Source organism: Caballeronia udeis (assembly GCF_044909315.1).
GTDB classification, from domain to species: Bacteria; Pseudomonadota; Gammaproteobacteria; order Burkholderiales; family Burkholderiaceae; genus Caballeronia; species Caballeronia udeis_A.
In genome coordinates, this window is sequence record NZ_JBIYEB010000012.1 from 181,146 (window position 1) to 193,775 (window position 12,630).

General features: G+C 60.1%; 10 protein-coding genes. 6 read left to right on the forward strand and 4 right to left on the reverse strand.

Annotation, left to right across the window (positions count from 1 at the left end):
• Nucleotides 1-217 precede the first annotated feature (217 nt).
• The 3 genes from ABH944_RS20580 to ABH944_RS20590 all read left to right on the forward strand — a co-directional run bounded on the left by ABH944_RS20580 (nt 218) and on the right by ABH944_RS20590 (nt 4,136).
• Complete coding sequence (locus tag ABH944_RS20580; protein WP_404609519.1) at nt 218-1,363, forward strand: acyltransferase family protein; 1,146 nt, start codon at nt 218-220, stop codon at nt 1,361-1,363.
• 207 nt (nt 1,364-1,570) lie between these two features.
• Nucleotides 1,571-2,752: an acyltransferase family protein gene (locus tag ABH944_RS20585; protein WP_404609518.1), complete on the forward strand. Its 1,182-nt coding sequence runs from the start codon at nt 1,571-1,573 to the stop codon at nt 2,750-2,752.
• Nucleotides 2,753-2,978: 226 nt separating this feature from the next.
• Nucleotides 2,979-4,136: an acyltransferase family protein gene (locus ABH944_RS20590; RefSeq protein WP_404609517.1), complete on the forward strand. Its 1,158-nt coding sequence runs from the start codon at nt 2,979-2,981 to the stop codon at nt 4,134-4,136.
• A gap of 87 nt (nt 4,137-4,223) precedes the next feature.
• On the opposite strand, the gene ABH944_RS20595 is transcribed toward ABH944_RS20590, so the two are convergent.
• Nucleotides 4,224-5,414, reverse strand: a complete 1,191-nt coding sequence (locus ABH944_RS20595) for a glycosyltransferase (protein ID WP_404609516.1) — start codon at nt 5,412-5,414, stop codon at nt 4,224-4,226.
• 378 nt (nt 5,415-5,792) lie between these two features.
• Here ABH944_RS20595 and ABH944_RS20600 point away from each other — a divergent pair, with 378 nt between their 5' ends.
• Together ABH944_RS20600 and ABH944_RS20605 are read left to right on the forward strand one after the other, a co-directional pair.
• On the forward strand, nt 5,793-7,040 hold the full coding sequence (locus tag ABH944_RS20600) for an oligosaccharide flippase family protein (protein ID WP_404609515.1): 1,248 nt from the start codon (nt 5,793-5,795) through the stop codon (nt 7,038-7,040).
• Nucleotides 7,040-8,119: a glycosyltransferase family 4 protein gene (locus ABH944_RS20605; protein WP_404609514.1), complete on the forward strand. Its 1,080-nt coding sequence runs from the start codon at nt 7,040-7,042 to the stop codon at nt 8,117-8,119. The genes ABH944_RS20600 and ABH944_RS20605 overlap by 1 nt, the downstream gene beginning before the upstream one ends.
• A gap of 99 nt (nt 8,120-8,218) precedes the next feature.
• On the opposite strand, the gene ABH944_RS20610 is transcribed toward ABH944_RS20605, so the two are convergent.
• Both ABH944_RS20610 and ABH944_RS20615 read right to left on the reverse strand, forming a co-directional pair.
• A complete protein-coding gene (locus ABH944_RS20610; RefSeq protein ID WP_404609513.1) occupies nt 8,219-8,365 on the reverse strand; it encodes an MFS transporter small subunit in 147 nt (48 codons plus the stop codon).
• 31 nt (nt 8,366-8,396) lie between these two features.
• Nucleotides 8,397-9,794 (reverse strand): L-lactate MFS transporter, encoded by a 1,398-nt coding sequence (locus ABH944_RS20615; RefSeq protein ID WP_404609512.1) that lies wholly within the window; start codon nt 9,792-9,794, stop codon nt 8,397-8,399.
• A 794-nt stretch (nt 9,795-10,588) separates the two neighbouring features.
• On the opposite strand from ABH944_RS20615, the gene ABH944_RS20620 reads away from it, so the two are divergent.
• Nucleotides 10,589-11,410 carry an alpha/beta fold hydrolase gene (locus ABH944_RS20620; protein ID WP_404609511.1) on the forward strand — a complete coding sequence of 274 codons (822 nt, stop codon included), beginning with the start codon at nt 10,589-10,591 and terminating at the stop codon, nt 11,408-11,410.
• Nucleotides 11,411-11,455: 45 nt separating this feature from the next.
• Here the strand turns inward: ABH944_RS20620 and ABH944_RS20625 are convergent, their stop codons facing one another.
• Nucleotides 11,456-12,565, reverse strand: a complete 1,110-nt coding sequence (locus ABH944_RS20625) for an MraY family glycosyltransferase (RefSeq protein WP_404609510.1) — start codon at nt 12,563-12,565, stop codon at nt 11,456-11,458.
• Nucleotides 12,566-12,630: the final 65 nt, after the last annotated feature.

The window sequence follows — 12,630 nt, forward strand, 5'->3', positions numbered from 1 at the left end:
CCCGCAGTGCATGGCCGTGAATGGCGTGATGTTGGCGGATGAAACCGGAGTGCTCAGACGAAGATTCAGGGACTGACAGTCTGAACGCAGTTTGCATGCGTTTGGGCTGCGGTCTCGTTCCATGCCGGCGGCGGATTTCGCCAGGAGAGTCGGGAACAAATACCGAAAGACAGGTCGGAAACGCGGAGCACACGCGCCGCCGCAAAAGGGGAACACCATGGGCTTGTTCGGCAAACCACGTACACAACAAACATCGAACCGATCGATCGAACTCGACTTCGTCCGGGGCATTGCGATCATCGCCGTAATGGGCTTTCACTTTCACTCGGTCAAGACCGGCTATGCGTTTGTCAGCTGGATTGAATATCCGTTGAAAAGTTTTGGCCGCGAGGGTGTCAACCTGTTCTTCACGTTGAGCGGTTTTCTCGTGGGCGGGCTGCTGCTGAAGCAATATTCGGAAGCGGGACGGATTGATGCCCGGCGCTTCATCATCCGACGCATCTTCAAGATCTGGCCCGCGTATTACGTGCTGATCCTGTTCCATGTGTTCGCCGGCCGCCATCCTACGGACACCTTCCTGTTCCAGAACCTGACGCACATGCAGAACTACCTGGGCACGTCGATCAGTCAGACCTGGAGCCTCGCGGTTGAAGAGCATTTCTATCTTTTTCTGCCCGCGCTGCTGTTGCTGTTCGTGCGCTTCAAGGTGGGGGCGAATGCGATCATCGGCACCTTGCTCGGGATCTGCGGCATCGTGCTGCTCGCGCGTTGCGCGGTGGTGTCGAACGGCGACCTGGATGCTGCGTTCTTCCAGACGCAGTACCGCATTGACAGCTTGCTGTTCGGCGTGATCCTTGCCGCTTTCTACTGGATGAAGCCCGAGGTTTACAAGAAATTCGCCAATCAGAAATGGCTGCTGTTCAGCATGTTGGCGGTGTTGATTGCGTGGCTTGTCCTGGCTACACCGCACTATGCGCTTGACGAAAGTATTGGCTATACGATCCAGGCGATCGGCTTTACTGCCGCGATCGTGCTCTCGGTCGAATACTCGGGGGCTATCCGAGATTCGCTTGCGTATCGCGTGGTGGCGTGGATCGGTGTGTATTCGTACGGCATCTATCTGTGGCATTCGCTGGCGCTCGCGCCTGCCGACATCATGATCCGCAAGATGGCTGCCATGCATGTTCCTTCGCTTGCTGCCTGGGCGCTGGTATTGGGCGCGCAGTTTTGCATCGCGATCGTGATTGGCTACGTGACTACGCGTGCTATCGAATTCCCGTTCCTCAAGATTCGTGATGCACTGTTCCCGGCCAAGCGCAAAGGCGAAATGGAAGTGCCTGTAGTGAGCACGCACGTGTCCTGAGCGCGTCTGTTAAAACCGCGCTTTGCATCAAGCGCGGCTCTCCCCTGATTGACTGAAGTGTCCGGGCGCTTGCCCGGACCGTGCCAACTCCTTGTCCGGAACGATCATGGAAGCACTTCATTACTGCTGCTTCGGATGCATGGCAGGGAATACCTGGCATCCGATGCCCAATAGAAGGTCGTGCATGGACGACCCGGAGGTTTGCCAATGACACAGGCACCGCGCATCGCCGCGCTTGATGTTGGCCGCACGCTCGCCGTGATCGGTGTGATTGCGGTTCACCTCGCACCCTGGATGGTGGAGAGTCCTGTGTGGCTCGATACGCTCGCCAATCTCGGCCAATACGGCGTGCAGTGTTTTTTCGTGATCAGCGCGATCACGATTTTCGCTTCAATCGAACATGATGCGCAGCGTTTGAGCGGAACGCGCGAGGTGTTGCGCAACTTCTATGTAAAGCGTTTTGCGCGGATCGCACCGCTTTATTACCTGGCGATTGGTGGTTACGCGGTTGTCGACCATCTGGCCCTTCGCGCGCACGGCCACATGCTGTTGCCGCACAGTTTCTCCGATGTCGTCCTCAATCTCGTCTTCCTTCATGGGTGGGTTCCGTCGGCGTCTGACAGTGTTGTTCCGGGCGGCTGGTCGATCAGCGTCGAGATGCTTTTCTACCTGATCGCGCCGGCGCTGGTGTTCTTGTGCCGGACCACGCGGGGGCTGACGGCCGTCTCCGTGCTGACCGCGTTGTTCTCGGTGTCGTTCTGGTATTTCGGCGCGTGCGGTGGCGGACCGGCATGCCGCGTAGTGAACAACGAGTTTTTCTATTTCTGGCCGCCTATGCAGTTGCCGTGTTTTATCGTCGGCTTCTGGACCTGGCATCTGGCGAAAGACTATTTGACCGGCGACAGGGTGTTGCCGTTACGCGCATGCAAATGGCTGGCGGCTGGCGGAGCAGTCATGGTCGCCGCGTTGTTCCTGGCCGGTACCGGACGCGGGATGGCTCATGGCGTTGCGCCGACGTTCGCGGCGCTGGCGACTGCCGCGCTGATGCTGTTGCTGACGCGGGTCTCTTCACGGACGTTACGCAGGCCTGCGCTGGTGATCCTGGGACGTAACAGCTTTGGCATTTATATCTGGCATTTCGTCGCGATTCTTGGCGTGCGTGCCGTGGTCAAGATCGATGCAGTCGATGATTTCGCCGAATATCACGCCGTGCTGGTTTTTGCTGTGTCGATGGTGGTCGCAACACTCGCAGCGTATGCGGGTGCACGGTTTACCGCGCGGCGAGTTGAAGAGCCGTGTTCACGGTGGGCGCGGGAATGGTTAGTCAGGGTTCCTCTCAGAGTACCGGCCGCGCGGGGTGCAGCCGCTGACGGCACCGAAGGAGCTTGATGACGGTTTTCGGTTGAACCTGACGTTCTCAAAAACCGCATTCCTTTATTACTTAAGTCGACAGGATTCGCAGTGTGGCGCCCGACTGTGCGGTGCCCGCCCGGACCGCTGCTCGCCGGCTTCTTTTGCGAGTGCAATGCCGCCAAAGAATAGCCGAACTGCGCCATGCCGATACTGCCTTGCAGCTTGGCACTGCTACCATTCCCAGCAAACGACAGGGGTCGACATGAGCACTACGACAAGTAAGTCTGGCGGAGTTCTGCCAGCGCTCACCAGCATCCGCTTTTTTGCGGCCCTGACGGTGGTGTTATCGCATTTCACCGAATTGGGTTTGCTTAACTTGCCCAAGTGGTTCTTTAATTTCGTGGATGGCGGCCGGCCCGCCGTGTCACTATTTTTCGTGCTCTCCGGGTTCATCCTGACTTATACGTACCGGAAAACAATCGGTACCGAGGGCCCGGCGCGTTTCTATGTCGCCCGCTTCGCCCGAATCTATCCGGTCGTGCTTCTGTCCCTCGTTCTGTCGGGGCTCGTTACCGCTTATCTGCTTAGCGGCGGCGACGCATCGCTCATGCTCGAGTGGTACGCGCTGAAGAATTCGATTTATATCTCGCTCGCCGTCAGCCTGATCTGCCAGCTATTGCTTCTGAACGCATGGTTTCCGTTCGCCGCGATCAATCAACCGTGGAACGGGCCCTCGTGGAGCATCTCCTGCGAAGCATTCTTCTACGCGCTCTTTCCGCTGCTCCTGCGCAGGCTCGAAGCAATACGAGTGAAGACGTTGTTCGTTCTGTGTGCGGGACTCTGGATACTCCAGGGGCTGTGGATCGTGTTTCTTCAGCATGCGCTTCCGGCCAGCCGCCACGGCTTTCTCGTCGCCGAATTCCCGGTTACGCACCTGTTCGAATTTGTCATCGGCATGTGTACCGCGATCAAGTTTGATGAATTGCGCGCGCGTGGCACCTCGCTCCACGCTCGCGGCGTCGCACTGATTTCAGTAGCCCTTGTTGCAATTCTGGTGCTCGCATACTGGCGCCCGGTTTCGCCCGCCTACTATCTGGAGTCGCCGTTCTTCGCCGCGCTCATACTCGGCCTCGTCTTGCTGGAACGGCCGGTCGTCGGACTCCTGAATCAACGCTGGCTCGTGCGCCTGGGTGAGGCAAGTTATTCGCTCTACCTCATTCATGTACCGTTGGCCCATCTGGCGTTCATAGCGGGGTTCAGGCAATCCAACGGATGGATCGCCATGGTTTTCTCGATCTGCCTGAGCGCCGTGATCTTCCAGTATTTCGAGGAACCCATGCGAAGGCGGATCCGCGCGAGGTTATCAACCCTCGCGCCGTCAGCGCGGCCGGCAACGGCGCTGCATGATCGGGCCGCATGACGTTCCCGGAGGGAGGGGGCGCAGCTTGCTGAGCGCGGGTCAGGCTGCGCTCTTGGGATCGCTCATTCGATGCCGGGTAGCTTCGCTTTAAACAATTGCCTGCCGCAGCGTCTGCTTGAAGTGGCTCAGCGTATTGCGTTCCAGCAAATGCGGCCCGGCCGGCGCTGTGGAGGGGTGCTCCCCGAACACCTTGTCGAAAGCGCGATTGATCGACGCAACCGATAAATCCTCGACCACCGGTCCCAGTTCGCCGGTCCGGCAGAACCATCCGATCAGCCCGTCGGCCGTGGCGACCACGGGCTTGCCGAACCGGTAAGCCTGGACTAGCACGCCGCTCATGCCGTAGTGCCCTTTGTAACCAAGCCAGACCACATCGCAGGCGGAAAACAGGTCGAGTTCTTCCTCGGCGGTAATAAACCGGTCCATGAAAACCGCCGGCGGCGAGAGTGCGCCCGCCGATGCAAAAAACGCCCGGGTCTCGTCGTCCTGTGCGCCGGCCACCACGAGCGTTGGCTGATCGGTACCGGCGCGCTGCGCCAGCGCCGCGACCAGCTCCTGAATCCCCTTGCGCTCGGTGATTGCGCCATACACAAGCACATGCTTGCCCGTGCCAAGCCCGAGCCTCTGACGGGCCGCCAGCGGCTCGGCGGCCTTCGCGTCGGGGAATGGGTCGGCGAGATACTGGACGGCCGCGCTACGGGCCGCCTGATGACCCGCGCGCGTGCACCACTCGGTCAGCGTCGGGTCGATGGTCAGCAGGGTCTTCAACCCCGGCGTGCGGATCGCGCGCTGAAACAACTGCGCCTTGATCGCGTTGACCAGCGGTTCGCGCGGCGCCTTCACGCCCACCTTGGCGTGATGAAAATTGGCCCGCATCGTAATGCCCACCCACGGTGTTGCGCCAAACGGCGAACCCGTGAATGGCAGCGAGTAAAAGAAATAATCGACGTAAGGGACCACGACCAGCGCGATCTTGCGGTTGCGGCTGGCGGCGTCGAATGCATGTTTGAAATCGCGGAAGAACCGCACGTAACTGACCTTCGCCAAGCCGCTGCGGCCATGGACAAGCGGCTCGACAAACTGGATCTGCAATTCGGGCCGGTTCTCGCGGGTGATGCGCACAGCGAGCGAATGCGCCGCGTTGGCGGGGTCGGTCACTATTACGCACCGGTACCCCGCTTCCATATAAGCCGCGGCTGCCCACTCGGCGTAACGCCAGCGATGCCCGGTGAAATTCGGTTCGACAATCAGGACGGTGTCGAGCGTGTCATTGGCCATGGTCGTTGTTTTTTTGGAAGCGTACAAAAAGAGTGTGGCGTCGGGCACGCGAAGTGCAAAACGTCCACTCGAAACTAGCGGATCGGACTGCACGCCGTCATGCGCGCCGCACCAAACATCAGTCGATAACGTCAACACTAGCATTGCTGCCTGCTACGTAACCGCCAAAGTCAGGGTATTCCTCTGGCGAAAAAAGACAGTGAGCCAGCGCACACGAGGGCCGATATCGACTACGAGATGGCGCACGGCACAGGGCGCGTCACGTTACCTTTGCGGAAACCTTCGGGTTTATACATAGCTAATGCAAAGTCACGTCGCGCGGGCAACCCGTTTGCCACGCTCCAACTACAAAAATTCGATCCGACGCGAGGAATGTCTGTGAGAGCAGTTCGCTTACCGTTTTCAACCGCGAGCGTGCGTTTTGACCAGGACGCCGCCATCTGGGTGCTGCTGCAGCAAATCGTGGTGCGGGGATTCGTCGCGGTCAAGTTCCTGGCGATCGGCCGGATTCTCGGACCCGCCGCGATCGGCAGCGTCAGTGTCGCGTTGCTCGCGGTCGCCATAGCCGAAGCGCTGAGCGACACGGGCCTTGCACAAGCCGTCGTGCAGGGCCGCGAAACACCGACCCGTTCGGAACTGGGCGCCGTGTGGACCACGCTGGCCTCGCGCGGAGCGTTGATCGCGCTGCTGATTGTCTGCGCCGCGCCGCTGATGGACCAGCAGTTCCACCTGGGCGGCTCGCTGCTGCTGTTGCAGCTCGCCGCGCTGTTGCCGCTGATTCGCGGCGTGGCGTCGCCGGCGTATTACATCGTGACCCGTGAGCGTGGATTCATGCGCATCGCGGGCGTGGAGATGTCGTCTGCCTTCCTCGATTGCGCGATTGGCCTGGCTTTCGCGCTCGGCGGCGCGGGCGCTTATTCGGTCCTGCTCGGGATGGTGGCGGGAGAGACGCTCAAGACGGTCCTGACCTGGACCACCATGTCGCCGCGCCCGCCGCTGCGCTTGTCGTGGAAGGGCATTGGACACTACGTGAATTTCAGCCGCTGGATCTGGGCGGGCAGCGTGGTGAACCTGCTGCTCAACCAGTTCGACAAGGTGATTGTCGCCAAGCTGCTCGGGCCGGCGCAATTGGGCGCCTACCAGATGTCCTCGAAGCTCGCCCAGATGCTGCTTGCCGATGCCGCCATTGCCATGTCGCAATACCTGTTTCCGACGTTCGCCGCGCATCATCGCAAGGATGCGGATTTTGCCGCGCGGTTGTTCCGCCGTTATCTTGCACTGATCGCAGGCGGTCTCGTGGTGCTGGTGATCTTCCTGCGCTTCGCCGCGGAACCGCTCTTCCAGATCGTGCTGGGAACCGCGTGGCTGCCGGCTGTACCACTGTTCCGGATCTTCGTGGTCAACATGGCTATCGGTGCGGTGATCGCCGTGCTGGTATCGTATTTGCGTGCGGTGGGCCTGCCGAAGGTCGCCACGCACGCGTCCATCATCCAGGCCGTGGTGCTCCTGGTGACGGTACCGGTTGCCACCCATTTGTGGGGCGTCACCGGCATTGCGTGGGCAATGACGGTCGGTCTTGGTGCAGCCGCCGGGTGGATGCTGTTCCGAATCGCCAGGGAGGCGTGATGCGCATCCTTCATCTTGTTCTTGCCCCGCGCCTTTCGGGGGCGGAAGTGCTGGCCAAGGACCTCGCGATTCATCAGCAGAGGAGCGGGGAAGTGGTCGGCATGACGTCACTGCGGCCGCAACACGACGACTTCGTCACGCTGCGCGAGGAACTCGACGCGAACGGCGTGGAGTGCATGTTTCCCCTCGCATTCCACGGCACGCTCGGCAAGCTGTGGCATTTGTACCAGGCGGTGCACCACTATCGTCCGGACGTGGTGTTTGCCCACGCGACCATTCCCGCTTTCTACGCCCGTGCGCTGCCCATATCGGCGCCCGTGGTGTACGTGATGCATTCCGCCACCAACGACTTCGAGCGCGGTTTGTTCCGGCGGATCGAACGCGTGTTGTCGCGGCGGGCGCGGGCGGTGATCGGGGTGTCGCCGGCGAATATCGACGACTATGTGGCTGCTGTGGGCCGGCATCCGTCAATGCAGCTCATTCCTAACGGCGTGGACATGGCGCGCTTCTCGCACGGCCTGGACGCCGATCTTGCCAATGACCATGTGCAGATCGTGCAGATCGGGCGTTATACGTCGGTGAAGAATCAGTTGCAGACGGTGCATGCGTTCAAGGAAGTCGCGCGGCAGGTGCCGCTCGCACGGTTGCTGCTGGTCGGCGTGGTCGAGGATCCGGCCTATTTCACGGCGGTGAAGGATCTCGTGGTGAAGCTTGGGCTTGAGCAACGGGTCACGGTGGAAGGGCCGCGTTCGGACGTCTCCGACATTCTCTTCAAGGCGAGCGTGTTCGCCATGCCGTCGCGCTCCGAAGGCCATAGCATCGCGTTCCTGGAGGCGCTTGCGTCGGGGGTGCCGATTGTCGCCAGCGACATCCGGCCGTTCAGCTTCGCGGCGGATTTTCCCGCTGTGCATTTGCTGGATCCCGAGGACACCTCACTATATGCACGCGCGCTGGTGACCGCGTTGGGAGAAAAGCGCGCGCCGCGGCCGCTGGGCGGCCTTACGCTTGCCGATACCGCCGAGCGTTATCTGGCCGTCGCCCGGCAGGTCACGGGGTACATGGCGGGTGCGCCGGCCTGATCGCAGGGTTGCCCGCATTCAAGCGTCATAAAAAATGCCGGCTGTGCAAGCCGGCATTCCTGTTTCCATGGACGTCGAATCTTCAACTTCTTCAGTGGATCAATGAAACAACTTGGTCGCCTGGAGCAAGGTGTTGATCACGCCCCATGCAAGCGGGACCAGCACATAGATCCAGAACACGCCGAGCAGCAGCTTGCTGGACGGCGCGGCATCTGCGTTGGGGTTCAGGTCGGTATGAGCGTTCATCGTGTTCTCCGGTTTATCGTTGTCCTGGGATTCAGTCTGCCGCGAGTGCGGACGCGCTCATGTGATGTTTCTCGTTCACGCGCTTCACCAGCAGGTTGCAGATAAACCCGATCACCAGCAGTCCGGCCATGATGTGCAGGGTCGTGGTGTAGGCCTCCGCCTTGACCACGCCATGCTCCACTTCATACGCGCGGATGTAATTCACCAGCACCGGACCTGCGATACCGGCCGCAGCCCACGCGGTCAGCAGGCGTCCATGAATGCCGCCCACGAATTTCGTGCCGAACATGTCGGCGAGATAGGCCGGGACGGTCGCAAAACCGCCGCCGTACATGGACAGGATCACGCAATACGAGAGCACGAAGAGCGCCACATTGCCGGCCTGCGCGAACTGCGGCACCAGCAGATACAGCACCGCACCGAGCACGAAGAAGACAAAGTAGGTGTTCTTGCGCCCGATCCAGTCCGACGCCGATGCCCACACGAAACGCCCGCCCATGTTGAAGAGCGAAAGCAGGCCGACGAAACCGGCCGCAGCCCCCGCCGTGACCGATGCCTTGAAGCTCTCCTGGATCATCACCGAGGCCTGGCCCAGCACGCCGATCCCGGCCGTCACGTTGAGGAAGAGCACCAGCCAGATCAGGTAGAACTGCGGCGTCTTCAGCGCCTGGTCAATATGCACGTGATTGCGCGTGATCATCTTGTTGCCGTTCGTCACCGGCGGCGTCCAGCCCGCCGGCGTCCAGTTCGGACGCGGGACGCGGATGGCGAGCGCGCCGATCGACATCGAGATGAAATAGATGACACCCAGCACCACGAAGGTCTCGGTCACGCCGTTGCTGGTCGCGCTCTTGAAGTGGTTCATCAGCGCGACCGAGGCGGGCGCCGCGATCATCGCACCGCCGCCGAAGCCCATGATCGCCATGCCGGTCGCCATGCCGCGCCGGTCAGGAAACCAGCGGATCAGCGTGGACACCGGCGAGACATAACCGAGCCCGAGCCCGATTCCGCCAATTACGCCGTAGCCGAGGTAGACCAGCACGATCTGATGCAGATGCACCCCGAGCGCCGCCACCAGGAACCCGCCGCCGAAGCAGGCGGCCGCCGTGAACATGGTGCGCCGCGGCCCGACTTTCTCCAGCCACTTGCCGGCGAACGCGGCCGACAGTCCGAGGAACACGATAGCCAGCGAAAAGATCCAGCCCAGCGTGGTCAGCGACCAGTCGTCCGGCGCCGACTCCGTGATCCCGATGACACGTGTGAGCGGCGCGTTGAAAACGGAAAACGCGTAAGCCTGCCCGATACACAAATGCACGGCGAGGGCGGCGGGCGGGACCATCCAGCGGGAAAACCCCGGTTTTGCAATAGAAGCTTCTTTGGAAAAAAATCCGGGCGAACCGGTAATTGTGCTGCCTGTATGAGAGCTCATTCTGGGTCTCCAGTCTGGTTTATTTGTGCTGTTTATCGTTTGCTTTTTTTTATCGCGAACTTCAGCCGCATTTCGGCAGCGCTTCCGAAATGCGGCTCAATCGACGAGTAACGGGTTGCACGACGAGGGGAATGTAGTGGTGATCGATATATGATGTTTGTATTCATAATGTTCGCGTACAGGTGCTTCCCTCTCACGATAGTAAAGGGCATGTCTAGTTGCAATAGGATATCGTCAGACATAAGTGATTGTACCAATAAGGCAAACCTTGATAAGTCAATTTTTGGCTGTACTGAATCAGTAAAAACAGGAGTCTTCAATAGTTTTCAGGTAAGCGTGGGTAATAACTTCTATAACATTGGCTTATCGTCCCGATATACGCGGTTTATCAATGAGACAGATTAATCGGCGTTTTCCCGAAGAATTTTGATTGCGGCGGCGAGCCTGAAAGTTCGCGCGGCCGATGGAAAATGCATTAAATCGGCGAGGGTTGGTGCGAGCAGAAATGGCAGGTGGCGCGACGTTGGCCCGACGATTTTCAACGCGCCTTTGCGGTAAGGCTCTTGTCATCTAACCTGTACGAACACCCGCGTTTCAGACCCGGTTCCGCTTATCACACTCATCGTTTCATACGACCAATCGAAGGCCGGGGAAACATCAAGACGTCGCATGAAGAGCGCAGGATTTGCACGGCGGAGGCGCGGCAGGCCTTCGCCAAACCCCACGCGTTGCGCCCACGCCAAGACGGTGGACGACGGACGCAGCGCGTTATCTCACCTTAAGGAGCACGTTCCATGAGCACGATCAGGACGAAGGACGGCACGGAGATTTTCTACAAGGACTGGGGTACCGGCAAGACGGTGGTGTTCTCGCACGGGTGGCCGCTGGATGCGGACGCGTGGGATTCGCAGATGTTGTTCCTGGTCCAGAAGGGCTACCGGGTCATTGCGCATGACCGCCGGGGACATGGGCGTTCAGGCCAGCCCGCGCAGGGCAATGACATGGACACCTACGCGGACGACCTGGCCGCTGTGCTCGATTCACTGGATGTGAAAGACGCCATGCTGGTGGGTCACTCAACGGGCGGTGGCGAGGTCGCGCGTTATATCGGGCGTCATGGAACCGGGCGGCTCTCGAAGGCCGTGTTGATCGGGGCCGTGCCGCCGTTGATGCTGAAGACGCAAGCGAATCCGGGCGGCTTGCCGAAGGATGTATTCGATGGAATCCGCGCAGGCGTGGCGGGAGATCGCTCGCAGTTCTACAAGGATCTGGCGGTGCCGTTCTTCGGCTACAACCGAGATAACGCCAAGAAATCGCAGGGCGTGATCGACACGTTCTGGGCGCAGGGAATGTTGGGCGGGATACTGGGGCAGTATGCGTGCATCAGGGAATTTTCAGAGGTCGATTACACGGAAGACCTGAAGAAGTTTGATGTACCGACCCTGATCCTGCACGGTGATGACGACCAGATCGTGCCGATCGATGCAGCGGGAAGACACTCGGCGAAGATCGTCAGGAATGCGACGCTCAAGGTGTATCCGGGTGGCGCGCACGGCATGTGCGTGGTCGAGGCTGACAAGGTGAACGCGGACTTGCTCGAGTTTGTGTCGAGCTAGCAGGAGGGAGCGCGCCGGCCGGGGAAACCGCCGGCGCGCAGAGCACTACTTCTTCACTGGATGAGTTCGCCGGAACACCATCCATCGCGGCGACTTGAACCGGACGATGCTCACGTAAAGCCACACGTAGGTGAACGCAAACACCACGACAAAGCAGAACAGATGCAGTGTATGCCGCCAGAAGAGCGTGGCGGGAATCACGGCCACCAGGCATAGCAGCCACAGATACGGTGAGGTGAGCGAGTTGCGCCGCGTGATTTCGCGGGCATTCTGCGCACCGACGGCCCAGCGCATGAGGCGCTTGTACACCAGCATGTGCAGATGCACGCCATCGGGAATCCCGGGCGATATCCCGCGAATAAACTTCTTCCGGTAGATCGAGAAACAGGTCTCGAAGATCGGATACATGAACAGCAGCACCGGGAACCATGCCGAGACATCGCGATTGCGCATCACGAGCATGATGGACAGTTCGGCCAGCATGAAGCCGATGAAATACGCGCCGCCATCGCCGAGAAAAATCAGCCCGGCCGGGAAGTTCCAGATGAAAAAGCCCATCACCGCGCCCATCATGATCAGTGAGGCGGACAACACCACCGGGTCGTGAACCTGGAACGCGACGTACGCGAGCGACGCGAACATCATGAATGCGACCATGGACGCGAGCCCGTTGAAGCCGTCGATGATATTGATCGCGTTAGCCAAAGCCGCCACCGCCACCACGGTCACGAGACACGAGATGACCCCGTAGGTCAGCAGGAAGTCGAGCGGCGGAACGCTGATACGCGTGACCGCGATCCCCAGCAGGAAATACGCAAGCGCGGCCGCGGCCATCGTGCAGACCAGGCGTACAACCGGTGTCACCCGCTTGGTCAGGTCCTCGACCAGTCCCGAGAAAAACGCCGGCATGCCGCAAGCAACAATGGCGAGGATTCCGCTCGATACGACCGGATAAGTCCATCGAAGCTGCACGGCCGAGACGGTGAGTCCAACCAGGATGCCGACCCCGCCGATGCGGGGCACGGACCGCGCGTGAAACTTCTGCACGCCGGCAAAATCGCTATCGCCGGAAATGCCTTCGTGCAAATGCGCAAATCGCACGATCAACAGCGTGATGAATAGCGAAACGAGAAAACCGAGCGCAAAACTGAGCATGAAAAATAACCACTAGAAAGAACGCATCAGGCGGGACCTGAACCAGAACCAGGCCGCGCCTGAAC

Coding starts and splice junctions, on each gene's coding strand:
- ABH944_RS20615 (WP_404609512.1), bottom strand. CDS start 9,794: ATGAGCTCTCATACAGGCAGCACAATTACCGGTTCGCCCGGATTTTTT.
- ABH944_RS20595 (WP_404609516.1), bottom strand. CDS start 5,414: ATGGCCAATGACACGCTCGACACCGTCCTGATTGTCGAACCGAATTTC.
- ABH944_RS20580 (WP_404609519.1), top strand. CDS start 218: ATGGGCTTGTTCGGCAAACCACGTACACAACAAACATCGAACCGATCG.
- ABH944_RS20610 (WP_404609513.1), bottom strand. CDS start 8,365: ATGAACGCTCATACCGACCTGAACCCCAACGCAGATGCCGCGCCGTCC.
- ABH944_RS20620 (WP_404609511.1), top strand. CDS start 10,589: ATGAGCACGATCAGGACGAAGGACGGCACGGAGATTTTCTACAAGGAC.
- ABH944_RS20625 (WP_404609510.1), bottom strand. CDS start 12,565: ATGCTCAGTTTTGCGCTCGGTTTTCTCGTTTCGCTATTCATCACGCTG.
- ABH944_RS20590 (WP_404609517.1), top strand. CDS start 2,979: ATGAGCACTACGACAAGTAAGTCTGGCGGAGTTCTGCCAGCGCTCACC.
- ABH944_RS20585 (WP_404609518.1), top strand. CDS start 1,571: ATGACACAGGCACCGCGCATCGCCGCGCTTGATGTTGGCCGCACGCTC.
- ABH944_RS20605 (WP_404609514.1), top strand. CDS start 7,040: ATGCGCATCCTTCATCTTGTTCTTGCCCCGCGCCTTTCGGGGGCGGAA.